Annotated in this window: 25 protein-coding genes; 16 read left to right on the forward strand and 9 right to left on the reverse strand. The window is 61.2% G+C overall.

What is annotated here, in order from left to right; translation table 11 throughout:
• Positions 1 to 21 precede the first annotated feature (21 nt).
• A complete protein-coding gene (locus PDR5_RS24355; RefSeq protein WP_064599441.1) occupies positions 22 to 438 on the forward strand; it encodes a DUF4124 domain-containing protein in 417 nt (138 codons plus the stop codon).
• An 18-nt stretch (positions 439 to 456) separates the two neighbouring features.
• Here the strand turns inward: PDR5_RS24355 and PDR5_RS24360 are convergent, their stop codons facing one another.
• The 3 genes from PDR5_RS24360 to mrcB are packed head-to-tail and all read right to left on the reverse strand — an operon-like array spanning position 457 to position 3879.
• Positions 457 to 792, reverse strand: a complete 336-nt coding sequence (locus PDR5_RS24360) for a YqcC family protein (protein ID WP_064599443.1) — start codon at positions 790 to 792, stop codon at positions 457 to 459.
• Positions 792 to 1538: a hypothetical protein gene (locus tag PDR5_RS24365; protein WP_064599445.1), complete on the reverse strand. Its 747-nt coding sequence runs from the start codon at positions 1536 to 1538 to the stop codon at positions 792 to 794. Before PDR5_RS24365 ends, PDR5_RS24360 begins: the two co-directional genes overlap by 1 nt.
• A gap of 16 nt (positions 1539 to 1554) precedes the next feature.
• Positions 1555 to 3879 (reverse strand): penicillin-binding protein 1B, encoded by a 2325-nt coding sequence (gene mrcB / locus PDR5_RS24370; RefSeq protein ID WP_064382056.1) that lies wholly within the window; start codon positions 3877 to 3879, stop codon positions 1555 to 1557.
• A 118-nt stretch (positions 3880 to 3997) separates the two neighbouring features.
• On the opposite strand from mrcB, the gene PDR5_RS24375 reads away from it, so the two are divergent.
• The 4 genes from PDR5_RS24375 to PDR5_RS24390 all read left to right on the forward strand — a co-directional run bounded on the left by PDR5_RS24375 (position 3998) and on the right by PDR5_RS24390 (position 7292).
• On the forward strand, positions 3998 to 5554 hold the full coding sequence (locus PDR5_RS24375) for a bifunctional aminoglycoside phosphotransferase/ATP-binding protein (protein WP_064599447.1): 1557 nt from the start codon (positions 3998 to 4000) through the stop codon (positions 5552 to 5554).
• A gap of 91 nt (positions 5555 to 5645) precedes the next feature.
• Positions 5646 to 5990, forward strand: coding sequence for a pentapeptide repeat-containing protein (locus PDR5_RS24380; RefSeq protein WP_007959639.1), 345 nt, complete (start codon positions 5646 to 5648; stop codon positions 5988 to 5990).
• 222 nt (positions 5991 to 6212) lie between these two features.
• The gene (locus PDR5_RS24385; RefSeq protein ID WP_003228231.1) at positions 6213 to 6485 is read left to right on the forward strand and encodes a TfoX/Sxy family protein; all 273 of its coding nucleotides are present in this window, start codon (positions 6213 to 6215) and stop codon (positions 6483 to 6485) included.
• 15 nt (positions 6486 to 6500) lie between these two features.
• On the forward strand, positions 6501 to 7292 hold the full coding sequence (locus PDR5_RS24390; RefSeq protein WP_064599449.1) for a Crp/Fnr family transcriptional regulator: 792 nt from the start codon (positions 6501 to 6503) through the stop codon (positions 7290 to 7292).
• A 225-nt stretch (positions 7293 to 7517) separates the two neighbouring features.
• Here the strand turns inward: PDR5_RS24390 and PDR5_RS24395 are convergent, their stop codons facing one another.
• From PDR5_RS24395 to PDR5_RS24410, 4 genes are read right to left on the reverse strand one after another with little or no spacing between them, the layout of a single operon-like run.
• Entirely contained in the window at positions 7518 to 8369 is an 852-nt protein-coding gene (locus PDR5_RS24395) for a ChaN family lipoprotein (protein ID WP_064599450.1), read from the reverse strand.
• 21 nt (positions 8370 to 8390) lie between these two features.
• The gene (locus PDR5_RS24400) at positions 8391 to 9158 is read right to left on the reverse strand and encodes a heme ABC transporter ATP-binding protein (protein WP_064599452.1); all 768 of its coding nucleotides are present in this window, start codon (positions 9156 to 9158) and stop codon (positions 8391 to 8393) included.
• A complete protein-coding gene (locus PDR5_RS24405) occupies positions 9158 to 10141 on the reverse strand; it encodes a FecCD family ABC transporter permease (protein WP_172829550.1) in 984 nt (327 codons plus the stop codon). The genes PDR5_RS24400 and PDR5_RS24405 overlap by 1 nt, the downstream gene beginning before the upstream one ends.
• 50 nt (positions 10142 to 10191) lie before the next feature.
• Positions 10192 to 11064: a heme/hemin ABC transporter substrate-binding protein gene (locus PDR5_RS24410; RefSeq protein ID WP_064599456.1), complete on the reverse strand. Its 873-nt coding sequence runs from the start codon at positions 11062 to 11064 to the stop codon at positions 10192 to 10194.
• A gap of 162 nt (positions 11065 to 11226) precedes the next feature.
• On the opposite strand from PDR5_RS24410, the gene PDR5_RS24415 reads away from it, so the two are divergent.
• The gene (locus PDR5_RS24415) at positions 11227 to 11544 is read left to right on the forward strand and encodes a Rieske (2Fe-2S) protein (RefSeq protein ID WP_064599458.1); all 318 of its coding nucleotides are present in this window, start codon (positions 11227 to 11229) and stop codon (positions 11542 to 11544) included.
• Here the strand turns inward: PDR5_RS24415 and sfsA are convergent.
• Together sfsA and PDR5_RS24425 are read right to left on the reverse strand one after the other, a co-directional pair.
• Positions 11541 to 12254 (reverse strand): DNA/RNA nuclease SfsA, encoded by a 714-nt coding sequence (gene sfsA / locus PDR5_RS24420; protein WP_064599462.1) that lies wholly within the window; start codon positions 12252 to 12254, stop codon positions 11541 to 11543. The two genes, PDR5_RS24415 and sfsA, sit on opposite strands and share 4 nt — an antisense overlap.
• Positions 12254 to 13426 carry a pyridoxal phosphate-dependent aminotransferase gene (locus tag PDR5_RS24425; protein WP_064599463.1) on the reverse strand — a complete coding sequence of 391 codons (1173 nt, stop codon included), beginning with the start codon at positions 13424 to 13426 and terminating at the stop codon, positions 12254 to 12256. The genes sfsA and PDR5_RS24425 overlap by 1 nt, the downstream gene beginning before the upstream one ends.
• 334 nt (positions 13427 to 13760) lie before the next feature.
• Here PDR5_RS24425 and dksA point away from each other — a divergent pair, with 334 nt between their 5' ends.
• The 10 genes from dksA (at position 13761) to pgi (ending at position 26525) form a co-directional block, all read left to right on the forward strand.
• Positions 13761 to 14204, forward strand: coding sequence for an RNA polymerase-binding protein DksA (gene dksA / locus PDR5_RS24430; RefSeq protein WP_039771633.1), 444 nt, complete (start codon positions 13761 to 13763; stop codon positions 14202 to 14204).
• 83 nt (positions 14205 to 14287) lie between these two features.
• Positions 14288 to 15184 (forward strand): tRNA glutamyl-Q(34) synthetase GluQRS, encoded by an 897-nt coding sequence (gene gluQRS / locus PDR5_RS24435; protein ID WP_064599465.1) that lies wholly within the window; start codon positions 14288 to 14290, stop codon positions 15182 to 15184.
• 77 nt (positions 15185 to 15261) lie between these two features.
• Positions 15262 to 15438: a hypothetical protein gene (locus PDR5_RS29770; RefSeq protein ID WP_003176118.1), complete on the forward strand. Its 177-nt coding sequence runs from the start codon at positions 15262 to 15264 to the stop codon at positions 15436 to 15438.
• Positions 15422 to 18376, forward strand: coding sequence for a sensor histidine kinase (locus PDR5_RS24440; RefSeq protein ID WP_166742304.1), 2955 nt, complete (start codon positions 15422 to 15424; stop codon positions 18374 to 18376). Before PDR5_RS29770 ends, PDR5_RS24440 begins: the two co-directional genes overlap by 17 nt.
• 22 nt (positions 18377 to 18398) lie before the next feature.
• Positions 18399 to 19835: a sigma-54-dependent transcriptional regulator gene (locus PDR5_RS24445; protein WP_064599470.1), complete on the forward strand. Its 1437-nt coding sequence runs from the start codon at positions 18399 to 18401 to the stop codon at positions 19833 to 19835.
• A 733-nt stretch (positions 19836 to 20568) separates the two neighbouring features.
• Complete coding sequence (locus PDR5_RS24450) at positions 20569 to 21969, forward strand: polynucleotide adenylyltransferase PcnB (RefSeq protein ID WP_064599472.1); 1401 nt, start codon at positions 20569 to 20571, stop codon at positions 21967 to 21969.
• Between the two features lie 3 nt (positions 21970 to 21972).
• On the forward strand, positions 21973 to 22458 hold the full coding sequence (gene folK, locus PDR5_RS24455; RefSeq protein ID WP_064599474.1) for a 2-amino-4-hydroxy-6-hydroxymethyldihydropteridine diphosphokinase: 486 nt from the start codon (positions 21973 to 21975) through the stop codon (positions 22456 to 22458).
• A 396-nt stretch (positions 22459 to 22854) separates the two neighbouring features.
• Positions 22855 to 23655 carry a 3-methyl-2-oxobutanoate hydroxymethyltransferase gene (gene panB, locus PDR5_RS24460; protein WP_064599475.1) on the forward strand — a complete coding sequence of 267 codons (801 nt, stop codon included), beginning with the start codon at positions 22855 to 22857 and terminating at the stop codon, positions 23653 to 23655.
• On the forward strand, positions 23652 to 24512 hold the full coding sequence (gene panC, locus PDR5_RS24465) for a pantoate--beta-alanine ligase (RefSeq protein ID WP_064599477.1): 861 nt from the start codon (positions 23652 to 23654) through the stop codon (positions 24510 to 24512). Before panB ends, panC begins: the two co-directional genes overlap by 4 nt.
• A 348-nt stretch (positions 24513 to 24860) precedes the next feature.
• Positions 24861 to 26525, forward strand: coding sequence for a glucose-6-phosphate isomerase (gene pgi, locus PDR5_RS24470; protein ID WP_039771644.1), 1665 nt, complete (start codon positions 24861 to 24863; stop codon positions 26523 to 26525).
• Positions 26526 to 26546 lie beyond the last annotated feature (21 nt).

A 26546-nucleotide genomic window follows, 5' to 3' on the forward strand; every position in this document is an offset into this window, starting at 1 on the left:
CAGTTTTGCCAAGGAATCAGCATGCGAACGCTTCTCCTAATTCTGTTAATCAGCGCCAGCCCATGGTGCATGGCCGCTCAGATCTACAAATGGGTCGACGCCCAAGGCGTCACACATTTCGATCAACAGCCACCACAAGGGCAGTCGTCCACCGCCGTTAAGACGCCCTCCTCTCCCGCACCAATACCTGCCGCATTACCTGGCAGCGGTGCGCTGGGCGATCAGAAAGCCATCGATGACAAGGTCAAGAAGCAAGTGGCCGAACAACAGAATCAACTCAAGGCATTTTGCGAACAGGCGCGCACGAATCTCGCGCAACTGCAGAACAATCCGCGCTTGAGGGAGGAGGTGGAGGGAGAACTGCGGCGGCTGAGCGACGACCAGCGCCAGCAGCGTACTGAAGAGGCAAAGAAACAGATAGCGGAAAACTGCCAGTGACGACTGGCAGCTCCCGGCTCAGCGTGAAGCGGTGATCAGCAGGTCGAACTCTTTGAGCAACACCTGAAGCTGCCGATCCTTGCCCTGCAGGTTGCGTTGGGCAAAAACCATCTCGGCCATTTCCTGAATGCCCGAAGCATTGGGCAACGGCAGATCCTGTTCGAGGATCATCTTCATCCGCGGCAGGAAGATCCATTGCAGCCACTGCTCGAAATCAAGCGTGTCGACCGAAAACGGCTCGACGCTGCTCAGGGCTTCGACCGAGGGCTGGACGTCATCCCACCAGCCCTGGGCGCGCAGTTCGCGCTCGATCAACAGCAGTTGATCGGCGACTTTCGAGAAACGACTGTCCATCACAGCGAAACCTTGGCCTTCTGACGGGCCAGAGTGGCGCCGGCGGAATCACCTTGTTTCTCACGCGCCTGAGCGATCAATTCCCACAGACTGGCCTGCAAGTCCGGACGACCATTGGCCATGGTCAGTGCGCGACGAGCGGTCTGCTCGGCTTGCGGCGCATCGCCCTGGGCCATGCGCACCTGCGCCAGACGGTAAAGTACTTGCGGCTCGCGCGGTGCTACACGCTGCGCACGCTCCAGGCTGGAGGACGCGCCGTTGAGGTCGCCACCGGCCTGCTGCTGTTGCGCAGTAGTCAACAGGGCGAGAACCGGGCCATCCAGTTGTTCATCGGCAGACAGACCACCGCCGCTGCTGGCCGAAGGAATGCCGCTCGGCGTCGAAGGCATGCTGTAGCTGCCGGAGCTGATCGGCGCCGACTCGACCGCCGACGGGTTATACGGCCCCGGCGTGATGCCGCCGGACGCCGGGCCCGGAACGATCGGCGAAGTGCTGATCGGCGCCGAAGCCGCTGCGCCGCCCGGCACCATCACCACCACACCGGTATCACCTTGCGGGATCGCCTGGGTCTGGGCCTGTGCAGGACGTTTCACCGTCGTTTGACGGAAACCGCCATTGGCCGAAATGCGCTCGCTGTTGGACACGGCGGTGCCGGAATCCACGACCGGGATCGAACCACGCTGTACGGTGGAGCAGCCGCTGAGCAAAGCCACGGCGGTCACCGCTGGAATCAACCACTTGTTCACTTGAAACCCTCTTTGCTTAATTCATCCAGCCCTTGACCCAATCCATCACCGACTCGCCCGATGCCGGGCTTTCGCCCGCACAGGAGGCGCCGGGTGGCGGTTCGCTGCCGCGAATATACGGCATCTGCACGGCGCCCGGACAGTTGGCATCGGAGCCTTGGCCGGTACGCGAATCGACCCAGGCCTGCACCACGTTATCCGGCTGCGGCATGTCCAGCGGCAGCGGATCGGCCTTGCGCATGAAACTGGTCCAGACCTGCAACGCACCGGTGGCCCCGGTGAACGGCGTCTTACCGTTGTCGTCGCGGCCGAGCCAGACTACCGCCAGCAGATCCTGGCTGAAGCCGGCAAACCAGCTGTCGCGCGAATCGTTACTGGTGCCGGTCTTGCCCGCCAGTGTCAGGGTTCTTGGCAACACGTTATAAACCGAACTGCCGGTGCCTTCACGCATGACCCGCTGCATGGCGTTCTGGATCAGGTAGATCGAGGCCGGATCGAAACGCTGCTCGATCTGGAACGGATAACGCTTGAGCGGTTCGCCGTCGGCAGTCAGCACGCTGCGAATCCCGCGCATCGGCGTATTGAAACCACCGTTGGCAAGCGTCTGGTACATGGTCGCGACTTCAATCGGGGTCATGCCGCCCGCACCGAGCAGCATCGAAGGGAACGCCGGAAACTCGCGGGTCACGCCCAAGCGACCCAGCGTCTTGAGGACATTCGGAACGCCAACCGCCAGACCGAGGCGCGAGGTCGACAGGTTGTAGGAATGTGCCAGCCCCTGATACAGGAACACCGTACCGTGGGAGCGACGGTCATAGTTCTGCGGTTTCCAGACCTGACCATCCGCACCCTTGATTGAAAGCGGCTCGTCCGACAGCCAACTGGTCAACGTGTACTGGCTCGGCTTCTCCAGCGCCGTCAGATAAACCGCCGGCTTGATCAGCGAGCCAATCGGCCGCACCGCATCCAGTGCCCGGTTGAACCCGGCAAAACTCGCCTGACGGCTGCCGATCATGGCCTGGACTTCGCCGGTTTCCGGGTTGGTAACGACCATCGCCGCTTCCACGTCGTCGGAGCCCTTGCGACCGGACAGGCGCTTGAAAGTGTCGTTGACCGACGCTTCGGCTTTCATCTGCAGAATCGGATCGAAGCTGGTGAAAATCCGCAGGCCTTCTTCGGTCAAGTCTTCGTCGCGATAGTCTTCACGCAACTGGCGTTTGACCAGATCGATGAAACCCGGAAACGAACTGTCGGCCAGCTTGCCGCGGGTGGTTACGCCCAGCGGCATTTTTTTCGCGGCAGCCACCTGCTCGGCGGAAGCGACACCCTGCTGCTCAAGCACGTCGAGCACCAGATTGCGTCGTTCCAGCGCCCGCTCCGGGTTCCGACGCGGGTTGTAATAGGACGGACCTTTGACCATCCCGACCAACAGCGCGACCTGGTGCAGCTTCAACTCGGACAAGGGCTGGGCAAAGAAAAACTGGCTGGCCAGACCGAAACCGTGCACCGCCCGCTGACCGTCCTGACCGACAAAGACTTCGTTGAGGTAAGCCTCGAGGATTTCCTTTTTGTCGTAGTGCAGCTCGAGCAGCATCGCCATCATCGCTTCGGTGAGCTTGCGAGTCAGGCTGCGTTCGTTGGTGAGGTAGAAGTTCTTGACCAGTTGCTGGGTCAGCGTACTGCCGCCCTGGGTCATCTTGCCGCCCGAGGTGTTGACCCAGACTGCGCGGGCAATCGATTTCGGCGATACGCCCCAGTGGCTGTAGAAATCCCGGTCTTCCACGGCGACCAGAGTTTCCAGCAGGTACGGCGGCACCTGATCGAGCTTGATCAGAATCCGGTCTTCAAGATTTTTCGGGTAGATACCGCCGATCATCAGCGGCTCCAGGCGTACCACGGAGAGCTTCGAACCGTTGGTCGCCGAGAGTTCGGCCACATAATCGCCGGAGAAACGCACGCGCACCGGCTGCGGTTTCTCGAGGCCTTCATAGAACTGGAAGCCACGGGTATTCAGATCAACCGTGTTGCCATTGACCGCCGCCGCGCCGGGACCGTTGCTCACGGCTTCGCGGCGATAGCCCAGGGCATCGAGTTCGGTGAGGAAATCGTCCTTGCTCAGCTTCTGTCCGACGAACAGCTCAAGCGGGCGCGCATACACCTTGGCCGGGATGGTCCAGCGCTTGCCGGAGAACTTCTCCTGCACCACGGCATCGAGGTAAACGGCGAAGCCGGCCAGCACCACAAGGCCGACCAGACTGAGTTTAAGGGCCCAGCCCAACCATGGGCGCAGGCCCCGGGAAGCTGGTTTTTTAGGGGAACGGGGGGATCGAGTACGAGTCATGGCGGCGGATTATACGCACTTTATTCATACTCAACAGGAGCGCTCCGAGGTTTGCGTCGGGCTGGCGAGCGGCCATAATGAGCGCCTTGAATTTCCCCCAGTCTCTGAAGGATCGTCCGTGAGCCAGTCCCTGATCGCTGCCCTGCAAAACCCGGCCCTCTACCCGCATCCCGTCGAAGGGTTCCAGGTCATCGAAACCCATATTTCGTGGGTGCTGCTCACCGGTCCCTACGCTTACAAAGTGAAGAAACCGGTGAATTTCGGTTTCCTCGACTTCACCAGCCTCGAATCCCGTGAGCACTTCTGCGGTGAAGAGCTGCGCCTGAACCAGCGCCTGACCGAAGATTTGTATCTGGAAGTGATTCCAGTGACCGGCAGCGCCGAAGCCCCGCAACTGGGTGGCGAAGGCCCGGCCATCGAATACGTGCTGAAAATGCGCCAGTTCCCGCAGACCGGCCTGCTCAGCACCCTGCAAGCCAACGGCGAGCTGACCACCGCGCACATCGACGCGATGGCCGAGCAAATCGCCCGCTTCCACCTCAACGCGCCGAAAGTCCCGACCGAGCACGATGCCGGCACGCCTGACAGCGTGATGGCGCCGGTGCGTCAGAACTTCGAACAAATCCTGCCTTTCCTCAGCGACAAGAACGATCTGCTGCAACTCGACGCTCTGCAAGCGTGGGCTGAAAGCAGCTTCGATCGCCTCAAGCCGCTGTTCGCCCAACGCAAGGCCGACGGTTTCACTCGCGAATGCCACGGTGACATTCACCTGGGCAACGCCACGCTGATCGACGGCAAAGTCGTGATCTTCGACTGCATCGAATTCAACGAACCGTTCCGCTTCACCGACGTCTGGGCCGACACCGGTTTCCTGGCAATGGACCTGGAAGACCGTGGCCTGAAATCCCTCGCCCGTCGCTTCATCAGCCAGTACCTGGAACTGACCGGCGACTATCAAGGCCTGGAAGTGCTGAACTTCTACAAGGCTTACCGCGCATTAGTACGTGCGAAAGTCGCACTGTTCAGCATGCCGGCCGATGCCACTCCGGTGCAGCGCGCCACCACCCTGCGCCAGTACCGCAACTACGCCAACCTGGCGGAAAGCTACAGCACCATTCCTTCGCGCTTCATGGCGATCACCCACGGCGTTTCCGCGGTCGGTAAAAGCCACGTGGCCATGCGTCTGGTCGAAGCGCTGGGCGCGATCCGCCTGCGCTCCGATGTCGAGCGCAAACGCCTGTTCGGCGAGCAAACCGTTGCCAATGATGTTCAGGCCGGGATCTACAGCGCCGATGCCAGCACCGCGACTTATGCTCGCCTGCATGAAATCGCCGAAGTGATCCTGCACGCCGGTTTCCCGGTGGTGATCGACGCCACTTACCTCAAGCGCGAACAACGCGACAACGCCGCCAAGGTTGCCGAAGCCACCGGCGCGCCATTCCTGATCCTCGACTGCAATGCTCCGCAGGCAGTGATCGAGAGCTGGCTGGCGATTCGTCAGGCAGACAAAAAGGATCCGTCCGACGCGACCCTTGCCGTGATCGAAGCGCAACAAGCCAACCGCGAAGCCCTGACGCCGGAAGAAATCCTGCGCAGCAAACGCGTGCAGACCAATGAATCCGGCACCCTGGACACCGTCGTGGCGCAAATCCGCCAGCGCCTGCCAGGCCTGTAAGAAACTATTTCGGCCGTGAAGCCCTCGCTCGCTTCACGGCCGTCAAATAGTGGCACTATACTGGCGTCATAAAACCAACAGGTGATTTGACATGAGCCAGCCGAAACTTCTCGACACCCCGCTTTATGCCTTGCTGCACAAAGATGACATCACAGGTTTCAACAATGAACGGCCGAAAGACGGCCCGATCGATATGGTCGGCGGTGATTTTCGTGGTCTCGACCTGCGCGAACTGAACGCCGATGGCGTGGATTTCCGGGACGCCTACTTCCGTTCCGCCGACCTGCGCGGCATCGACTTTCGCAACGCTTCGCTGGAGGGCGCGAGCTTGGCCCACGCGCAGATTTCCGGTGCCTACTTCCCGCCGGAGCTGAGTGCCGACGAAATCCTGATGTCGATGAATTTCGGTACGCGCCTGCGTTATCGCACTCGCTGAAGCTTTTAAAAACCTGAACCGTCCAGCGCCCCCGCTTTGCGCTGGGCTGCGTGCTATTGGTAATTCTCCCTCGCCCTGCTCAGTGCTGATTCATCAGCGAAAAACTGACGTTTCTTAGAAGCGTTTGCGTCGAATCCGACCAAACAACCACGCTTTTCCTACTGATGGCTACACTCCTGAGAAGCTCGCCCACGCACCATTCGGCCGTCGCAAGGAGGCTTGATGAATGATGAACTGCAACACCTGAAGAATCTTGGCAAGACGTCGGCGCAATGGCTGCATGCCGTGGGCATCCATAGCGCCTCCGACTTGCGTCGCCTGGGCGCGGTGGATGCCTACCGGGCCGTGCGTACCCGCGGGTTCCGGGCGTCGAAGGTGTTGTTGTACGCGATCGAAGGAGCACTGATGGATGTGCACTGGAACGACATTCCCGCCGAACGCAAGGATGCGCTGAACAAGCAGCTGGAAGCCATTTCCTCTCGCCACAAGAACTGACGGGCACTGACCGCCATGTACCTGCTCGGGGAACAATCGGCCAAGGCCGATGCATTGATCAACCACTTGCAGAGCTTGCCTGCGCAATGGCTCGAAGGCCTGACGCCGTGCGGGCCGGCGCTGGAACTGGAAGCCACGGATGATTTGCTGACACGCTTGCCGGACGACCAATTGTTCTTGCTCACGCAAGGTGTCATCACCGGCAGAGTGAGCGGTCGCGGTCTGTTCTATTGGCATGAGGGGGACCTCATCGGCCTGCAGCAGGGGCCGGAATGGGCTGATTGCGCCTTGGGCACGGATAACCCGCTGACGTTGCTGCCCTATCGACGAAGTGATTTGTTTCAGCATGTGTATAGCGATTCATCTCGCTCGGAGCAGTTTCTGCGCTACCTGCTGGGGCAAATGGCGCTGCTGGCCCACGCCGTTGCCGAGTTCAAGCCACGTGAGTTTCGCAGCACCAATGGGTTCAAGCGTGTCGAGGCCGGAGACGTTCTGATACGCCAGGGCGATGTCGCTGACCATGTATTCGTGATTATCGAAGGACACGCCGAAGCCTTTGTTAATGGGCACAAGGTAGGCGATGTGCCCAAGGATGAGATCTTCGGCGCAATGGCTGTATTCACTGGCGAACCGCGCAACGCAACGGTCATTGCCCGGGAAGCGAGCACGGTGATGCTGATTCCCGGCGATCAGTTTCTGAGCATGACCCGCACCAATCCGAAAATCGCCCACAGCCTGATCGAAAGCATGGCGCGGCGTATCGACCAGCTCAACAAGCAGCTCACGGGATTTAACAGCCAGAACTGAAGCCCTGTTCGCGGGGCGTTTACGCCATTGCCGGGACAAAACGACAAAAATGAAAAAACAGCAGTTGACTCGTTAATGAGAATCGCTATGATTATCACAACTGATCGCGAGATCAGTCGATATTCTGAAAAGCCCTTGGTTCGGACTCTCAGATTATCTCCTCATCAGGCTAATCACGGTTATTTGACCCGGTTTTTACCGGGTCTTTTTTTGCCTGTGGAAAAGTCATTCCTTGCCGAACTGCTTACGCATCTGCGCGCAATAATCCGGTTTCGGCGTGGCTGGGGTGAGCCAGACATAATCAGCCATCGCCGCCGTAACCCCACTGCCCTGCTCCGCCAGCATCAACACCGTCGGCGCTTGCGGCGCGCCCAGATCCAGCACATGCAGCGGCACCCCGACATCTTTGCGCGCGTGATACGCACCCGCCAGTAACAAGGCAGGCGCAGGCGCTGCCAGCAAACGCGAGGCCATGCGTCGATCCCGCTGTTGCTGAACGGCCAGCATCGCCGGCATTTGTGATGACGGCAGCAAGCCGCAGTGAGAATCGCCGATCTGCTCCAACAGCGTCTCTTTCACAGATTTGGCATTGCTGCGCTCACCGCTCAGAACCGGAGGATCGCGATAGAACGCGCGGATTTCGATGTTATCGAGGTTCGCCGCCAGCAACGGCCAGGATTGCGCCAGGGCGAACCGCACAATCGGTCCGTAGAGATTCCAGTCCCAACCCTCCTGCCAGGCCAATGCAGCAGGAAGATCAGCCGGTGGCGTTGACGCATGTCGTACGTCATCAACCCGCGACTGTTGATCGGGTGTCAGCATTTCCAACAGGAGACTGCCCTGGGGCCGCGCCTTTTCCAGGTTCTGTAACAGCCACAATTGAAGGGCATGGTGATCAGCGTTGTCATGCTGCTCACCAACAATCACCTGCGATGGACTGCTCAACCGAGCCAGTAATTGCTGCGCCGTCAGATGCTCGCCGCTGCGCAAATCACGGATCTCGCCCACGACCGGGGGCGCCGCAACATGCTGGCAACCTGCAAGCCACAACACCGCCAACAGCAAAATCCCGCGCATACACTCACCTCGATGACGAAATCAGCGGGCGATGATCAGCGGATGCCCGCGCTCCGGGTGCGGCTGCACCAGCACTTCCAGACCGAACACCGCCTTCAGCGATTCCGGACGCAATACCTGCTGCGGCGTGCCCAGCGCAACCGGGCGCCCGCCTTCCAGCAGCAGGATGCGATCACAATAGCGCGCCGCCAGATTCAGATCATGCAGGATCACCAGCACCGCCGCGCCGCGATCGGCAAATTCGCGCACTGCTTGCAGCGTCGTGTGTTGATGCAACGGATCAAGCATCGAGGTCGGCTCATCAAGCAGCAGAGTCTGCCCCGCCTGCCCCGGCCAGAGTTGCGCCAGCACCCGCGCCAGATGCACCCGTTGACGCTCGCCGCCGGACAGCGCCAGATAACTGCGGCCACTCAGGTGCCCGGCATCGGCCGCCCGTAATGCGGCAGCGACGATCTCGTCATCGCGCACCCGCCCGCTCTGATAAGGCAGACGCCCCATGCCGACCACTTCCTCAACACGAAAGGCGAAATCCAGGGTCGACACCTGTGGCAACACCGCCAGCCGCTGAGCGCGCTGAGTGCCGCCCCAATGGCTCAAGGCCTCACCGTCCAGCAGCACTTCCCCTTCCTGTGCGCTCAGCTCACCGCACAACGCGCCGAGCAAAGTGCTTTTGCCGGCGCCATTCGGCCCCAGCACGCCAAGCACTTCGCCCGGTTCGAGTTGCAGGCTGACGTCGGCCAGAACAGTCTTGCGGCCACGGCGGATGTGCAGATTGTGCGCACGCAGCATCAGGCACGCCCTCGCAGCAACAGATAAAGGAAGAACGGCGCGCCGATGAATGCGGTGACGATACCGATCGGCAGCTCCGCCGGCGCCAGCGCCAGCCGCGCAACCAGATCCGCCAGCAGCAACAGACTGGCGCCGGCCAGCACCGACGCCGGCAGCAATACCCGGTGATCCGGCCCGGCGAGCAAGCGCACCAGATGCGGCACCACCAGCCCGACGAAACCGATCATCCCTGCCGCCGCCACCGCCGCACCGACACCCAGCGCCGTGCAGAACACCAGCTCGCGCTTGAGCCGCTCGACATCGATCCCCAGATGCCCGGCTTCCGACTCGCCGAGCAACAATGCATTGAGTGCCGTCGCCCGACGCGGAAGCCAAAGTGCAACACCGGCAGTGATGATCAGCAGCGGCCACAACCGCGCATAGCTCGCGCCGTTAAGGCTGCCCAGGTTCCAGAACGTCAACGTGCGCAATGTGGCGTCGTCGGCCAGATAGGTAAACAGCCCCACCGCCGAACTGGCCAGCGCGGTCAGGGCAATCCCCGCCAGCAACATGGTCGCCACATTGGTCTGCCCGTTGCGGCGGCCGAGTCGATAGACCAGCGCAGTTACGCCAAGGCCACCGAGAAACGCGCAAACCGACAGCAGATAAGGCCCGAACCACTCTGGCAGTCCGCCAAAAAACGAGCCGCCGACGATCGCCACCGCCGCGCCCAGCGCCGCGCCGCTCGAGACGCCAACCAACCCTGGATCGGCCAGCGGATTGCGAAACAGCCCCTGCATCGCCACACCGGACAGGGCAAGCACGCCGCCGACTGCCAGCCCGAGCAACGTACGCGGCAGACGAATCTGCCCGAGAATCAGTTCAGCCTGCTCCAGCCCGTCCGGCGCCAACGGCACACCGATCATGCGCAGCGCAGCGCGCAAGGTATCGAACAACGGCAGGCTGACCGGCCCCAATGCCAGCGACAGCCAGATCGCCAGCAGACACAGCAGGATCAGGCCGATGAACAAGCCACGGGGTTTGACCAGCGAGGTCATTGGCCGCTCGAGGCCGGATAGAAACCGTCAGACAGAGTCTTCAGCGCGGCCGGCAAACGCGGCCCGAGTCCGCCCACCAGCAGCGTCGGATCCAGCTCCAGCACACGGCCGGTCTTGGCGGCACGGCTGGAATTGAGGATCGGGTTTTCCTTGAACAACGCCGCTTTTGCCGCCTCACCGTTCAGCGCACGGTCAGCGAACACCAGCACTTCAGGATCAAGACTGGCCAGTGACTCCACGGAAAACGGCTTGTAACCGGTGTGGGTCGCGAGGTTATGCCCGCCCGCCTGTTGCAGCAGCCAATCGGCGGCGGTGTCCTTGCCGGCGATCAGCGGTTTGCCGCCGGCATGCCCGAGCAGCAACAGCACGCCCGGTGCTTTGTGCTTTGATTGCACCGCAACCACACGTGCCTTCTGAGCATCGAGTTGCTGTTGATAACTGTGCAGCAATTGCGCGGCCTGGCTTTCGGCCCCCAGCAACTGCCCCAGATGGGTGACGTTTTTTTCCAGCGTCGGCAGATCCGGCTGAGCCGAGAACAATTCCACCTGCACCTTGGCGCTGCGAACCTGCGAGATTACCGGCGGCGGGCCCATTTCTTCGGTGCCGATCAGAATGTCCGGGCGCAGGCTGAGGATGCCTTCGGCCGACAGGCTGCGCTGGTAGCCGATGCTCGGCAGGGACTTGAGGGACTGCGGATGCTGGCTGGTTGTATCGACGCCCACCAGTTTGGCCTCGCCACCCAGCGCACTCACCCACTCCGACAACGCGCCGCCGGCGCTGACCCAACGTTGCGGCAACTCGGCCGCTGCAGCCTGGTGGCTGACCAAAAGTCCGACACACAGCACGGCAACGCGGGTACTCAGGCGCATAGACAGCTTCCTTGAAAGGTTTTCCCGGGCATCGGAACGGCAGGCCAAGTATCCTCGGCAGCGATCACCTCGCCACGGGCGAAGGCGGCCATTTGATAATTGTTTGCATTTGAACGTCAAGCTCGGACATATCCGGACACGAGCCGACATTTGAGGATAGCCATGAAGTTTCTTTGCGCGGGTGCCGATCTGGTTGAGGACGGCAGTCGCGGTTTCGATATCGACGGGAAAAAACTGTTCGCCGTGCGCCGCGCGGGGCAGGCTTACGTCTACCTCAATCGCTGCCCGCATCGGGGCGTCGGTCTGGAATGGCATCCCGACCAGTTTCTCGACCCCAGCAACAGCCTGATCCAATGCGCCACCCACGGCGCACTGTTCCTGATCGAAGACGGAGAATGCGTCGCCGGCCCCTGCGCCGGACAATCGCTGACGGCCATCCCTTGCCATGAAGACGCGCAAGGGCTGTGGATCGACGTTTAACCGTTGAGCAGCACGTCCAGGCGCCTGTCGATCACCATCTCTTCATGGCTCAACCGCACGCCGTACGCCAGGACCTCGACCCCGCACGCCACCGCCTCACGTAGCGCAGCGGCGTAGGCCGAGTCGATTTCCTCGGCCGGGCGCACCGCTTCGACACCCGTGAGATTGACGCAGTACAACTGCACCGCACGAATCCCGTCCCGCGCCAGATGCGCCAGCTCACGCAAATGCTTGGCGCCGCGCTGGGTCACTGCATCGGGAAATGCCGCAATCGCCGTGCCGTCGAAACCCAGAGTGACGCTTTTCACTTCAACGTAAGCCGAGCCCGTCGGGTAGTCGAGGCGAAAATCGATCCGGCTCTTTTCCTGCCCGTACGCCACTTCACGCTTGAGCCCGGTAAAACTGTTCAGCTCACTGATGACGCCGGCCTGCAAGGCCTCTTCGACCAGAGCGTTGGCGCGCCCGGTGTTGACGCAAAACAGCCGTCCCTGCGGGGTTTCACCGACTTCCCAGGTGCCGGGCAGCTTGCGCTTCGGATCATTGGAGCGGCTGAACCAGACCTGCCCGCCCTCGACCTGGCAATTGAGCATCGAGCCGGTGTTCGGGCAGTGAATGGTCAGCAATTCGCCGCCAACGGTTTCGATATCGGCGAGAAAACGCTTGTAACGGCGGATCAATCGGCCTTCTTCGAGCGGAGGATGAAAGCGCATCAGCCTTGCCAGCTCTTCAAGCCACGGGCGATACGTTCTACCGCTTCCTGTAGGCGTGGGAGGTTTTGCGTGTAGGCAAAGCGCACGTGATGACCGGCCTGATAGCGGCCGAAATCCAGCCCCGGCGTGAATGCCACGTGTTCGGTTTCGAGGAAATGCCGGCAGAACGCGAAGGCATCGCCGCCGAACTGGCTGATATCGGCATACAAATAGAACGCGCCTTCCGGCTCCACGGCAATGTTGAAGCCCAGCTCCCGCAATGCTGGCAGCAGAAAGTCGCGACGACGGCCGAATTCGGCGCGGCGCTCTTCGAGAATCGCGATGGTGTCCGGTTCAAAACAGGCCAGCGCTGCGTGTTGGGCCATGCTTGGCGCGCTGATGTAGAGGTTCTGCGCGAGTTTTTCCAGCTCACTGACCGCCGCATCCGGCGCTACCAGCCAGCCGAGGCGCCAACCGGTCATGCCGAAATATTTGGAGAAACTGTTGAGGACAAAGGCGCTGTCGTCCACTTCCAGCACACTGGCGGCGTCGGTGCCGTAAGTCAGGCCGTGATAGATCTCGTCCACCACCAGATGCCCGTGACAAGCCTTGATGGCTGCGGATAACCCGGCCAGTTCATCGCGGGTCAGAATCGTGCCGGTCGGGTTGGCCGGCGAGGCAACCAGCGCACCGACGCTGTCGTGATCCCAGTGGCGTGCCACCAGGTCCGGCGTCAGTTGATAGCGAACGTCCGGGCCCACCGGTACAAGCTGTGCCGCGCCTTCGACCAACCGCAGAAAGTGTCGGTTGCAAGGATAGCCGGGGTCGGCCAGCAGCCAGTGTTTGCCCGGATCCACCAGCAACGCACTGGCCAGCAGCAGCGCGCCGGAACCGCCGGGCGTAATGAGAATCCGTCGTGGATCGATGTTCAGGCCGTAGCGCGTTTGATAGAAGCCGGAAATCGCCTCGCGCAGCTCGGGAATGCCACGGGCCGCGGTGTAGCGGGTTTTCCCGGCCGTCAGGGCTTGCTGGCCGGCGCGGATGATCGGCTCGGCGGTGGTGAAGTCCGGTTCGCCGATTTCCAGATGGATCACGTCGTGGCCGGCGGCCTGCAATTCATTGGCCCGCGCCAGCAACGCCATGACATGGAACGGTTCGATCGCACGACTGCGCGCACTGTAGGGCTGAGCCATTGGCCTTCCTTCAACGAGGGAAAAGAAACGATTCTACCCATCTGCCGGAACGAGCGAGAACCCGCAGCGGTCACAGCCTCAAGAACACTGGACTGTAACGACCCGCGCGTACGCTCCAGGATTGACTAAAATCAGTGATTGAGCAGGTTTGCAGCACCGCCGGACATGGCTTGGCAAACATTTGCAAGCCCCATCGGCCACGCGCTCGACATCCGGGAGTAGCGCGGGTCGAATTGATCTGGTAAGTTCGCCCGCTTGCAGCCGCAGGGCCGGCAGGTGTCGGTGATGGAGCAATCCTGCGCAATGGATTACAAGAGTAGAGGCGGTCCATTTCATGCCCACCCAAGCAAAGCAACAGGCAAGTCAGACACTCAGCGGTTTCGAACCTTACGTCCCTAAAGAGGGCGAAGAGTACATGGGCGCGCCTATGCGTGCGCACTTCACCAAGATCCTGACCAAGTGGAAACTCGACTTGATGCAGGAAGTCGACCGCACTGTTGATCACATGAAAGACGAAGCGGCCAACTTTCCTGATCCGGCCGACCGTGCCAGCCAGGAAGAAGAGTTCGCCCTCGAGCTGCGCGCCCGCGACCGCGAGCGCAAACTGATCAAGAAGATCGACAAGACCCTGCAACTGATCGAAGACGAAGAGTACGGCTGGTGCGACTCTTGCGGCATCGAGATCGGCGTCAAGCGCCTCGAGGCCCGTCCGACTGCCGACATGTGCGTCGACTGCAAGAACCTGGCGGAAATCAAGGAAAAGCAGGTCGGCAAATAATCCCGGCCTGAACGAAAAACGGAGCGTGCGAACGCTCCGTTTTTGTTTCTGCTGTTTTCTGACTCTCAAGTAACATCGCCCTCATGACTGCCAACACCTCCCCCGCCTACATTGGCCGCTTTGCCCCGACCCCCAGTGGACACCTGCACTTTGGCTCGCTGGTAGCGGCGCTCGCTTCTTATCTGGATGCCCGCTCGGTGGGCGGCCGCTGGCTGGTGCGCATGGAAGACCTCGATCCGCCTCGCGAGGAACCGGGCGCGCAAGCGGCGATTCTCAAGGCGCTGGAAAGCTACGGTTTCGAATGGGACGGCGAGATGGTTCGCCAAAGCGACCGGCACGAGGCCTATGCTCAAGTGCTCGACAGCCTGTTCAATCACGGCCTCGCCTACGCCTGCACCTGCTCACGCAAACAACTGGAGCCGTACCACGGCATTTATCCGGGACTTTGCCGCAATGCCGGCCATGGTCAGGAAGACGCGGCGATTCGCCTGCGCGTGCCGGAGCTCGAATACCACTTCATCGACCGGGTGCAGGGCGAATACCGCCAGCATCTGGGCCGCGACGTGGGTGATTTCGTGATCCGCCGCCGCGACGGCCTCTACGCCTACCAACTGGCGGTGGTGCTGGACGATGCGTGGCAGGGCATCACCGACATCGTGCGCGGTGCCGATCTGCTCGACTCCACACCGCGTCAGCTCTATCTGCAGGAATTGCTGGGCCTGCGCCAACCGCGCTATCTGCATTTGCCACTGATTACCCAGCCGGACGGCAACAAGCTCGGCAAGTCCTATCGCTCGCCACCGCTGGAAGCCGATCAGGCCACGCCATTGTTGCTGCGGGCCTTGCGCGCACTGGGGCAAAAACCGGGGCCCGAACTGGCCCACGCCTCGCCGCATGAACTGTTGAACTGGGGCAGCGCCCACTGGGATGCCTTGAAAATCCCGCGCACACTGACCCTGCCCGAAGCGCAACTGCTGTGACGACACTTGCAGTGGCGCGCCCATCCGTTACCATCGCCGCACGTTTTCGGGCACGCGCATAAAAAAGAGAGGCCGGGATGTACATCTATCGCTTGGTCCTGCTTCTGGTCGTGGGGATCTACCTGTTTTCTCCCGCCATCATGGATTGGTGGATCGACGCGACGGGCGCCTGGTATCGCCCTTATCTGCTCTGGCTGATCCTGATTGTCGTGACCTTCATCCTGCAGAGCCAAAAAGATGCCGATGAGCTTTAGCCTGACCCAGATGCTGCTGATCAGCGCCGCCTACCTGGCCGCGCTGTTCGGCGTGGCCTGGATCAGTGAACGGGGCATGATCCCGCGGGCGATCATTCGCCATCCGTTGACCTACACCCTGTCGCTGGGGGTCTACGCCAGCGCGTGGGCGTTCTATGGCACGGTGGGTCTGGCCTATCAGTACGGCTATGGCTTTCTGTCCAGTTATCTCGGGGTGTCCGGCGCGTTTCTGCTGGCGCCAGTGCTGCTGTATCCGATCCTCAAGATCACCCGCACTTATCAACTGTCGTCGCTGGCGGACCTGTTCGCCTTCCGCTTTCGCAGCACCTGGGCCGGTGCGCTGACCACGATTTTCATGCTGATCGGCGTCTTGCCGTTGCTGGCGTTGCAGATTCAGGCGGTGGCCGACTCCATTGGCATCCTCACCGGCGAACCGGTGCAGAATCGCGTGGCCCTGGCGTTCTGTGCGCTGATCATTCTGTTCACGATCTTCTTCGGCTCCCGTCACATCGCCACCCGTGAAAAGCACGAAGGACTGGTATTCGCGATTGCCTTCGAATCGGTGATCAAACTGGTGGCCCTTGGCGGCGTTGGCCTCTACGCGCTATACGGCGTATTCGACGGCCCGCAGCAACTTGAACTGTGGCTGTTGCAGAACCAGACCGCCCTCGCCGCCCTGCACACGCCGTTGCAGGAAGGCCCGTGGCGCACGTTGCTGTTGGTGTTCTTCGCCTCGGCGATCGTGATGCCACACATGTATCACATGACCTTCACCGAAAACCTCAACCCGCGCTCGCTGGTCAGCGCAAGCTGGGGCCTGCCGCTGTTCCTGCTGTTAATGAGCCTGGCCGTGCCGCTGATTCTCTGGGCCGGCCTGAAACTCGGCGCCACCACCAATCCGGAATACTTCACCCTCGGCATCGGTATCGCCGCCAACAGCAAGTCGCTGGCGTTGCTGGCCTATGTCGGCGGACTGTCGGCGGCCAGCGGCCTGATCATCGTCACCACGCTGGCGCTGTCGGGCATGGCCCTGAACCATCTGGTGCTGCCGCTCTACCAGCCGCCGGCCGAGGGCAACATCTATCGCTGGCTGAAATGGACCCGCCGGGCGCTGATCGTCGCGATCATCATGGCCGGTTTCTGCTTCTACCTGATGCTCGGCGCCGAGCAGGATCTGGCCAACCTCGGCATCGTCGCCTTCGTCGCGACCCTGCAATTCCTGCCGGGTGTGCTCTCGGTGCTGTACTGGCCGACCGCCAATCGCCGTGGCTTCATCGCCGGTCTGCTGGCGGGGATTGTCGTGTGGGTCGTGACCATGCTCTTGCCGCTGGTCGGCAACCTGCAAGGTTTCTACATTCCGCTGCTGAACATGATTTACGTATTGGACGACACCAGTTGGCACATGGCGGCCATCGCCTCGCTGGCGGCCAACGTCCTGATGTTCACGCTGATTTCGCTGTTCACCAATGCCAGCCCTGAAGAGGCCAGCGCCGCCGAAGCCTGCGCGGTGGACAACGTACGTCGCCCGCAACGCCGCGAATTGCACGCAGCCTCCCCGCAGGAATTCGCCACGCAACTGGCCAAGCCGCTGGGCGCCAAGGCTGCGCAGAAAGAAGTCGAACAGGCCCTGCGCGACCTTTATCTGCCCTTCGACGAACGCCGCCCTTATGCCTTGCGCCGCCTGCGTGACCGGATCGAAGCCAACCTCTCCGGCCTGATGGGCCCGAGCGTCGCCCAGGACATGGTGGAAACCTTTCTGCCGTACAAGGCTGGCGGTGAAAACTACGTCACCGAAGACATCCACTTCATTGAAAGCCGCCTCGAGGACTACCACTCGCGCCTGACCGGGCTGGCCGCCGAACTCGACGCCTTGCGCCGCTACCACCGCCAGACCCTGCAGGAACTGCCGATGGGCGTCTGCTCGCTGGCCAAGGATCAGGAGATCCTGATGTGGAACAAGGCCATGGAAGAGCTGACCGGAATTGCTGCGCAACGGGTGGTCGGCTCGCGCCTGAGTACCATCGCCAATCCGTGGAAAGATCTGCTGCAAGGCTTCATCCATCTGCCGGATGAGCATTTGCACAAACAGCATTTGGCCCTCGACGGCCAGACCCGTTGGCTGAACCTGCACAAAGCGGCGATCGACGAGCCGCTGGCACCGGGCAACAGCGGCCTGGTGTTGCTGGTGGAAGATCTGACCGAAACCCAAATGCTCGAAGACAAACTGGTGCACTCCGAGCGCTTGGCCAGCATCGGCCGACTCGCGGCGGGTGTGGCCCACGAAATCGGCAACCCGATCACCGGCATCGCGTGCCTGGCGCAAAACCTGCGCGAAGAGCGCGAAGAGGACGGTGAGCTGACGGAAATCAGCGGCCAGATCCTCGAGCAGACCAAACGCGTGTCGCGCATCGTCCAGTCGTTAATGAGTTTCGCCCACGCCGGCAGCCATCAGCACAGCGACGAGCCCGTCTGTCTGGCGGAAGTCGCCCAGGACGCCATCGGCCTGCTGGCCCTCAACCGGCGCAATTTCGAAGTCCAGTTCTATAACCTGTGCGATCCCGATCACTGGGTCGAAGGCGATCCGCAGCGGCTCGCCCAGGTGCTGATCAATCTGCTCTCCAACGCCCGCGACGCCTCGCCTGCCGGCAGTGCGGTGCGGGTCAAGAGCGAAGCCGGCGAACACACGGTCGATCTGATCGTCGAAGACGAAGGCAGCGGTATTCCGTCGAGCATCATGGATCGATTGTTCGAACCCTTCTTCACCACCAAGGATCCTGGCGAAGGCACCGGTCTGGGCCTTGCACTGGTCTATTCCATCGTTGAAGAGCATTATGGACAAATCACCATCGACAGCCCGGCTGATGTTCAGAGCCAGCGCGGCACCCGTATCCGGGTGACATTGCCGCGTCATGTCGAAGCGACGTCCGCTGTGAACTGAGACCGTCGAGAGTATCGAATCAATGCCGCACATTTTGATCGTCGAAGACGAAACCATTATCCGCTCCGCCTTGCGCCGCCTGCTGGAACGCAACCAGTACCAGGTCAGCGAAGCCGGTTCAGTGCAGGAAGCACAAGAACGCTTCAGTATTCCCACATTCGATCTGATCGTCAGCGACCTGCGACTACCGGGCGCTCCCGGCACCGAGCTGATCAAGCTCGGCCAGGGCACACCGGTGCTGATCATGACCAGCTACGCCAGCCTGCGCTCGGCGGTCGACTCGATGAAGATGGGCGCGGTGGATTACATTGCCAAGCCTTTCGACCACGATGAAATGCTTCAGGCTGTCGCGCGGATCCTGCGTGATCGCCAATCGGCGCCTGCCGCCGGCGAGGCAGCTGCTGCCAAACCGGCCAGTGGCAGCGGCAAATCCGCCATCGACAACAGCAACGGCGAAATCGGCATCATCGGCTCGTGTCCGCCGATGCAGGATCTTTACGGCAAGATCCGTAAAGTCGCGCCGACCGATTCCAACGTGCTGATCCAGGGTGAGTCCGGCACCGGTAAAGAACTGGTGGCCCGCGCCCTGCACAACCTGTCGAAACGCGCCAAGGCGCCGATGATCTCGGTGAACTGCGCCGCCATTCCGGAAAGCCTGATCGAGTCCGAACTGTTCGGCCACGAAAAAGGTGCGTTCACCGGCGCCAGCGCCGGTCGCGCCGGTCTGGTGGAAGCGGCGGACGGCGGCACGCTGTTCCTCGACGAAATCGGCGAATTGCCACTCGAAGCTCAGGCTCGCCTGCTGCGCGTGTTGCAGGAAGGCGAAATTCGCCGGGTGGGCTCGGTCCAGTCACAAAAAGTCGATGTCCGCTTGATCGCGGCGACCCACCGTGACCTCAAGAGCCTGGCGAAAATCGGCCAGTTCCGTGAAGACTTGTACTACCGCCTCCACGTGATCGCGTTGAAACTGCCGGCCCTGCGCGAGCGCGGCGCCGACGTCAACGAAATCGCCAATGCGTTTCTCGCTCGTCAGAGCGCGCGCATCAACCGCACCGACCTGAAATTTGCCGCCGATGCCGAGCAGGCGATCCGGCACTATTCCTGGCCGGGTAACGTGCGGGAGTTGGAAAACGCCGTCGAGCGCGCGGTGATTCTGAGCGAAAGCCCGGAAATTTCTGCCGACCTGCTGGGCATCGACATCGAACTGGGCGATCTGGAGGACGACGAATTCATCGGCCTGCCGGCTCAACAGTCCGGTAACGCCAGCAACAGCAGCCACGAACCGACGGAAGACCTGTCACTGGAAGACTATTTCCAGCATTTCGTGCTCGAGCATCAGGACCACATGACCGAGACCGAACTGGCGCGCAAACTGGGCGTCAGCCGCAAATGCCTGTGGGAACGCCGTCAGCGTTTGGGCATTCCGCGGCGCAAGACCGGGGTCGCCAGCGAGAGCTGAACGTTACCTGTCGAGTGTGCGGGTAACCGCTAAAGAAGTGAAAAAACTGTTACCTCAGTCTTTTCACGTAACAGAAGCCGGGGTTATCGGTAACGAAATCCCGGCTTTTTTTCGCCCTGCGAAAACGGTTATATCGACCTAACCCCTTGTTTTATTGGGGTTCGCAAAAGTTGGCACGGCACCTGCTATATGTTTGGTACAAGAACAATAACAAGCAATGCACAAGACAATAAAAATAAGACGAATCGACTCACGCACAATAAAAACAAGACGGCGAGAGGCGCAGCTAACTGATTCTTTTGGAGAGGCGTTGTATTTGGGGCTAGCCCCACGACCAGGCCGAGAACAACAAAAACTGTCTTAAGACAGAGCCTGTACTGGTTGGATCGCAAGATCACTGCAACACAGCGACCAAAGCAATCCGTTTGCTCTTGGCTCCCGATTGGGAGGGTCATGAAGGAAAAGCTTCATGACGAGGGCACTCAACAAAAACAAGAAGCCCGAATCAATAATAAAAAGAGCACGCAACTACTTCTTGGGGAGCTTCGGCTCCCCTTGTAGTTTCTCCTTTACGGCAAATCTCTCCTTCATACGCCCCTACACCCCTCTAGCCCGCGGCTTGCAGCGCAAAACGGCAGCGTCCTACACCATCCCTCGACTAAATGCTAGAATCCCGGCCCATCATGCGGTCATTCTCTGGTATGGCCGAACATTCCTTCAAACAGTGCATCCCATGCTGAAGAAGCTGTTCCAGTCATTCCGAACTCCCCTGCGTCGTACGCAACACATCCGTAGCACGCCTGAAGTCCTCAACAGCGGCCAACATTCGCTGCAAAAGGCCCAATTCAGCCGGTACGCGGTCAACATCGTCGAACGTCTGCAGGGCGCCGGCTACCAGGCCTACCTGGTTGGCGGTTGCGTGCGAGACATGCTGCTGGGCATCACGCCCAAAGACTTCGACGTCGCCACCAGCGCCACCCCCGAGCAGGTTCGTGCCGAATTCCGCAATGCGCGGATCATCGGCCGCCGCTTCAAGCTGGTACACATCCATTTCGGCCGCGAAATCATTGAAGTCGCGACCTTCCGCGCCAATCACCCGCAAAACGAAGACGACGAAGACAGCAACCAGTCCTCGCGCAACGAGAGCGGGCGCATTCTGCGTGACAACGTCTACGGCACCCTGGAAGAAGACGCGCAACGCCGCGACTTCACCATCAACGCCCTGTATTACGATCCGGTCAGCGAGCGCATCCTCGACTACGCCAACGGCGTACACGACATCCGCAACCACCTGATCCGCCTGATCGGCGACCCAAAGAAACGTTACCAGGAAGACCCGGTGCGGATGCTGCGGGCCGTGCGTTTCGCTGCCAAGCTCAATTTCGGTATCGAGAAGCACACCGTCCAGCCGATCCGCGAACTGGCGCCGATGCTGCGCGAGATTCCGTCGGCCCGACTGTTCGAGGAAGTGCTCAAGCTGTTCCTCTCCGGTCACGGTGCCATCACCTTCGAGATGCTGGTCGACCTGCAACTGTTCGCGCCGTTGTTCCCGGCCAGTGCCGATGCGCTGGAACACAACCCGGAATACACCCACACGCTGATCAGCGAAGCACTGACCAACACCGACCTGCGGATCAAGCAGAACAAACCGGTGACCCCGGCGTTCCTGTTCGCCGCCCTGCTGTGGCCTGCCCTGCCGGCCCGCGTGTTGCGTCTGCAAGAGCGCGGCATGCCGCCGATTCCGGCGATGCAGGAAGGCGCTCACGAACTGATAGCCGAACAGTGCCAGCGCATTGCAATTCCAAAACGCTTCACCATGCCGATCCGCGAGATCTGGGACATGCAGGAACGCCTGCCACGCCGCAGCGGCAAACGTGCCGACCTGTTGCTGGACAACCCGCGCTTCCGTGCCGGCTACGATTTTCTGCTGTTGCGTGAAAGCGCCGGCGAGCAGACCGATGGCCTGGGCGAATGGTGGACCGATTATCAGGACGCCAACGACAGCGAACGTCGCGACATGATCCGTGACCTCAGCGGTAAGGGTGATGACGCCAGTGGTGCACCGCGCAAGCGTCGCCGCAGCAGCGGTTCCAAGCGCAAACGCGCCGGCGCACCGAGCGCCACGGGCGAATAAGGCATGGAACGCATCTACATCGGCATGGGCAGCAACCTGGCTGACCCGGCCGAACAACTGCGCAGCGCGGTCGACGCGCTGGGGCAATTGCCCGATACCGAACTGGTCGGTGTGTCTGCCTTCTACCAAAGCGACTCCCTGCTGCCGGGGCAACCGCGTTATACCAACGCGGTTGCCGCGCTCGACAGCGCGCTCGTCCCGCTGGATCTGCTCGATGCCTTGCAAGCCATCGAAAACGATCAGGGCCGCGAACGTCTGGAGCGCTGGGGCCCGCGCACGCTGGATCTGGACATTCTGTTATTCGGTGATCGCCTGATCGATGAACCGCGCCTGAAAGTCCCGCATTACCACATGCAGGAACGCGCGTTCGTTCTCTATCCCCTGGCCGAACTGGCTCCCGATGATCTGCGTCTGGCCGATGGCCGCACTCTTGCGGATCTTCTCGCCGCCTGCCCGTTCGTCGGCCTCGAACGCCTTCCCCACCCCTGACATCTATCCCCTGTGGGAGCGGGCTTGCTCGCGAATGCGGTGTATCAGCTCAATAAGATGCTGACTGGCACGGCGCCCTCGCGAGCAAGCCCGCTCCACATCGACCTGTCCAAATCCCGGTTTTTGTCGGACAAAAAAACCGCAGATCAGGCCCGCCGGCCCGCTGAATCGCATCAGTAACGCCGGTAACACTCCCCTCGTAACAATGCGGTAACACATGCAATTGACTTCCTGAGGCCTCATCACGACTATAGGCGTCCCGCTGCCGCCAACCCGGCATACAAGGGCGCAATCCAGGCCTTATAAGCACGACGAAAGAGCGTGCGCCTGAATAGATGACGAATCACGCGCGTTACTCGCAGTAGTTTCCAAAGCGCCTGAACGAGGATTTCTTACATGCCAGCCATCACCCTGACCACGCTCCAGAGCCTCAAGCAGAAAGGTGAAAAGATCACCATGCTGACCTGCTATGACGCGACCTTCGCCCACGCCTGCAACGAGGCCGGTGTCGAAGTGCTGCTGGTGGGCGACTCCCTCGGCATGGTCCTGCAGGGTCACGACAGCACCCTGCCGGTGACCACCGCAGAAATGGCCTACCACGTTGCCAGCGTCAAACGCGGCAACTCTGATGCCCTGATCCTGGCCGACCTGCCGTTCATGGCCAACGCCACCCTCGAACAAACCATGACCAACAGCGCCCTGCTGATGCAGGCCGGCGCGCACATGGTCAAGGTCGAAGGCGCCTTGTGGCTGGCGGACTCGATCCGCCTGCTGGCCGAGCGCGGTGTGCCGGTCTGCGCCCACATGGGCCTGACCCCGCAAGCCGTGAACATTCTCGGTGGCTATAAAGTGCAAGGTCGCAACGAGAACCAGGCACGCCAGATGCGCGCCGACGCGATCTCGCTGGAGCAGGCCGGTGCAGCCATGCTGTTGCTCGAATGCGTGCCGAGCGAACTGGCGGCGGAAATCAGCCAGGCCGTGAAGATTCCGGTGATCGGCATTGGCGCCGGCAGCGACACCGACGGTCAGGTGCTGGTACTGCACGACATGCTCGGCCTGTCGATCAGCGGCCGCGTGCCGAAGTTCGTGAAGAACTTCATGCAGGGTCAGGACAGCATCCAGTCCGCGCTGAAGGCTTACGTCAGTGAAGTCAAAGCCGCCACTTTCCCCGGGATCGAACACGGATTCTCTGCATGAACACCGTCAAAACCGTACGTGAACTGCGCGCCGCCGTGGCGCGCGCCCGCAGTGAAGGCAAGCGCATCGGCTTCGTGCCGACCATGGGCAACCTGCACAGCGGCCACATCGCGCTGATCACCAAGGCCAAACAGCGAGTGGACTTCGTGGTTGCGAGCATTTTCGTCAACCCGCTGCAGTTCGGCGCCGGCGAAGACCTCGACAAGTACCCGCGCACCCTGGCGGCGGATCAGGAAAAACTGCTGGAAGCCGGATGCGATCTGCTGTTCGCCCCGACCGTCGAAGAAATGTACCCCGACGGCATGGCCGGTCAGACCCGGGTCAGCGTGCCGCAACTCTCCGAAGGCCTGTGCGGCGCCAGCCGTCCGGGGCACTTCGAAGGCGTGGCGACGGTGGTCAGCAAGCTGTTCAATATGGTCCAGCCGGACCTGGCGATCTTCGGCCAGAAAGATTTCCAGCAACTGGCGGTGATCCGCGCGCTGGTGCACGACCTGAACATGCCGATCCAGATCATCGGCGAGCCGACCGTACGCGCCGCCGACGGTCTGGCGCTGTCCTCGCGCAACGGTTTCCTCAATGAAGAACAGCGCGCCGTGGCGCCGGTGGTCTATCGCACCCTGAGCAGCATTGCCGAGTCGATCAAGCAAGGCGAGCGCGACTTCCCTGCCCTGATCCAGGCGCAACGCCAGCAACTGGAAGCCGCCGGCCTGCGTCCTGACTACTTGGAAATCCGCCACGCCCTGACCCTGCGTCCGGCAACGGCAGAGGATCGCGATCTGGTGATTCTGGTCGCGGCCTTCCTCGGCACCACCCGGTTGATCGACAACCTGCATCTGAATCTCGATACCCCCGCCTGAACACCGGCAGACGCTGTGGAAGCAACCCCGCTCCCACAGCGTCTGTACCCACTTCCAGACTGTATTGCTGAGCACCTGACCATCGGGCAAACTGCCCGCCGTTCCACTGCGCGCAAAAGCAGGGACTTGCTCGCATTACTCGCCGTCTGTCGGCCCCGTCTGTTATCAATGTTAAAAAAGTACCGAAAACAGGTCAGACAAAGCCAAGACAGATCGCGGCGCTGGGTTTACTGTATTCGCCCTGCGCCAAAGTAATCGTGTCGACGCAGTTGCCCCCTCGCCCAAACATGGCGGGGAGGTCTTTTCAGAGTTCAAAAGGCCGTTCAAGTAAAAAGGAAAACCGCAGCGATGGCGTACTACCGCACTCCTCATGACGTTACCGCTCTGCCTGCCTGGCAAGCGTTGAAAGATCACCGCCAAGCCATGCAGGATTTCAGCATGCGCGAAGCCTTCAACGCCGATCCGCAGCGCTTCAATCAGTTCACTCTCAGCAGCTGCGGACTGTTTCTCGACTATTCGAAGAATCTGATCAACGCCGAGACCCGCAACCTGCTGGTGGGTCTGGCCAATGAAGTCGATCTCAAGGGCGCGATCAAGGCGTTGTTCGACGGCGAAATCGTCAACTCCTCCGAAGGCCGTCCGGCGCTGCACACCGCCCTGCGTCGCCCGGTCGGCGACAAGCTGTCGGTCAACGGCGTCAACGTGATGCCTGAAGTACACAAGGTGCTGAACCAGATCACCGATCTCGTGGGCCGCATCCACGACGGTCTGTGGCGCGGTTACACCGAGAAGCCGATCACTGACGTGGTGAACATCGGCATCGGCGGCTCGTTCCTCGGCCCCGAGCTGGTTTCCGAAGCCCTGCTGTCCTACGCCCAGAAAGGCGTGCGTTGCCATTACCTGGCGAACATCGACGGCAGCGAGTTCCACGAGCTGACGCAAAAACTGCGCGCCGAGACCACGCTGTTCATCGTTTCGTCGAAATCGTTCAACACCCTCGAAACCCTGAAAAACGCCCAGGCCGCACGCGCCTGGTACCTGGCCCAGGGTGGTTCAGAAGCCGAGCTGTATCGCCACTTCATCGCCGTATCGAGCAACAACGCGGCAGCCGTGGCCTTCGGTATCCGCGAAGAAAACATCTTCCCGATGTGGGACTGGGTCGGCGGTCGTTACTCGCTGTGGTCGGCCATCGGCCTGCCAATCGCGCTGGCCATCGGCATGTCCAACTTCAAGGAACTGCTGTCCGGTGCCTACACCATGGACCAGCATTTCCAGAGCGCGCCGTTCGAACAGAACATGCCGGTGCTGCTGGCCCTGCTCGGCGTGTGGTACGGCAACTTCTGGGGCGCGCAAAGCCACGCGATCCTGCCGTACGACCACTATCTGCGTAACATCACCAAGCACTTGCAACAGCTGGACATGGAATCCAACGGCAAGAGCGTGCGTCAGGACGGCACCGCGGTGTCGACCGACACTGGCCCGGTGATCTGGGGCGGCGTCGGCTGCAACGGTCAGCACGCCTACCACCAGCTGCTGCACCAGGGCACCCAACTGATCCCGGCCGACTTCATCGTGCCGATCGTCAGCTTCAACCCGGTCTCCGACCACCATCAGTGGCTGTACGCCAACTGCCTGTCGCAGAGCCAGGCGCTGATGCTCGGCAAGACCCTGCCGGAAGCCGAAGCGGAACTGCGCGACAAGGGCATGAGCGAAGACCAGGTGCAGAAACTGGCACCGCACAAGGTGATCCCGGGCAACCGTCCGAGCAACACCATCGTGGTCGAGCGCATCAGCCCGCGCCGTCTCGGCGCTTTGGTGGCGATGTACGAACACAAAGTCTTCGTGCAAAGCGTGGTCTGGGGCATCAACGCCTTCGACCAGTGGGGCGTGGAACTGGGCAAGGAATTGGGCAAAGGCGTGTACAACCGTCTGGTCGGCAGCGAAGAAACCGCCGCCGAAGACGCTTCCACCCAAGGCCTGATCAACTACTTCCGCGGCCGTCACCGCGGCTGATCCAGCCCCGAACACACCCCC

It is taken from the genome of Pseudomonas sp. DR 5-09 (assembly GCF_001655595.1).
GTDB classification, from domain to species: Bacteria; Pseudomonadota; Gammaproteobacteria; order Pseudomonadales; family Pseudomonadaceae; genus Aquipseudomonas; species Aquipseudomonas pharyngis.

Coding starts and splice junctions, on each gene's coding strand:
- PDR5_RS24355 (WP_064599441.1), top strand. CDS start 22: ATGCGAACGCTTCTCCTAATTCTGTTAATCAGCGCCAGCCCATGGTGC.
- PDR5_RS24360 (WP_064599443.1), bottom strand. CDS start 792: ATGGACAGTCGTTTCTCGAAAGTCGCCGATCAACTGCTGTTGATCGAG.
- mrcB (WP_064382056.1), bottom strand. CDS start 3,879: ATGACTCGTACTCGATCCCCCCGTTCCCCTAAAAAACCAGCTTCCCGG.
- PDR5_RS24380 (WP_007959639.1), top strand. CDS start 5,646: ATGAGCCAGCCGAAACTTCTCGACACCCCGCTTTATGCCTTGCTGCAC.
- PDR5_RS24385 (WP_003228231.1), top strand. CDS start 6,213: ATGAATGATGAACTGCAACACCTGAAGAATCTTGGCAAGACGTCGGCG.
- PDR5_RS24390 (WP_064599449.1), top strand. CDS start 6,501: ATGTACCTGCTCGGGGAACAATCGGCCAAGGCCGATGCATTGATCAAC.
- PDR5_RS24395 (WP_064599450.1), bottom strand. CDS start 8,369: ATGCGCGGGATTTTGCTGTTGGCGGTGTTGTGGCTTGCAGGTTGCCAG.
- PDR5_RS24400 (WP_064599452.1), bottom strand. CDS start 9,158: ATGCTGCGTGCGCACAATCTGCACATCCGCCGTGGCCGCAAGACTGTT.
- PDR5_RS24410 (WP_064599456.1), bottom strand. CDS start 11,064: ATGCGCCTGAGTACCCGCGTTGCCGTGCTGTGTGTCGGACTTTTGGTC.
- PDR5_RS24415 (WP_064599458.1), top strand. CDS start 11,227: ATGAAGTTTCTTTGCGCGGGTGCCGATCTGGTTGAGGACGGCAGTCGC.
- sfsA (WP_064599462.1), bottom strand. CDS start 12,254: ATGCGCTTTCATCCTCCGCTCGAAGAAGGCCGATTGATCCGCCGTTAC.
- PDR5_RS24425 (WP_064599463.1), bottom strand. CDS start 13,426: ATGGCTCAGCCCTACAGTGCGCGCAGTCGTGCGATCGAACCGTTCCAT.
- dksA (WP_039771633.1), top strand. CDS start 13,761: ATGCCCACCCAAGCAAAGCAACAGGCAAGTCAGACACTCAGCGGTTTC.
- gluQRS (WP_064599465.1), top strand. CDS start 14,288: ATGACTGCCAACACCTCCCCCGCCTACATTGGCCGCTTTGCCCCGACC.
- PDR5_RS29770 (WP_003176118.1), top strand. CDS start 15,262: ATGTACATCTATCGCTTGGTCCTGCTTCTGGTCGTGGGGATCTACCTG.
- PDR5_RS24440 (WP_166742304.1), top strand. CDS start 15,422: ATGCCGATGAGCTTTAGCCTGACCCAGATGCTGCTGATCAGCGCCGCC.
- PDR5_RS24445 (WP_064599470.1), top strand. CDS start 18,399: ATGCCGCACATTTTGATCGTCGAAGACGAAACCATTATCCGCTCCGCC.
- PDR5_RS24450 (WP_064599472.1), top strand. CDS start 20,569: ATGCTGAAGAAGCTGTTCCAGTCATTCCGAACTCCCCTGCGTCGTACG.
- folK (WP_064599474.1), top strand. CDS start 21,973: ATGGAACGCATCTACATCGGCATGGGCAGCAACCTGGCTGACCCGGCC.
- panB (WP_064599475.1), top strand. CDS start 22,855: ATGCCAGCCATCACCCTGACCACGCTCCAGAGCCTCAAGCAGAAAGGT.
- panC (WP_064599477.1), top strand. CDS start 23,652: ATGAACACCGTCAAAACCGTACGTGAACTGCGCGCCGCCGTGGCGCGC.
- pgi (WP_039771644.1), top strand. CDS start 24,861: ATGGCGTACTACCGCACTCCTCATGACGTTACCGCTCTGCCTGCCTGG.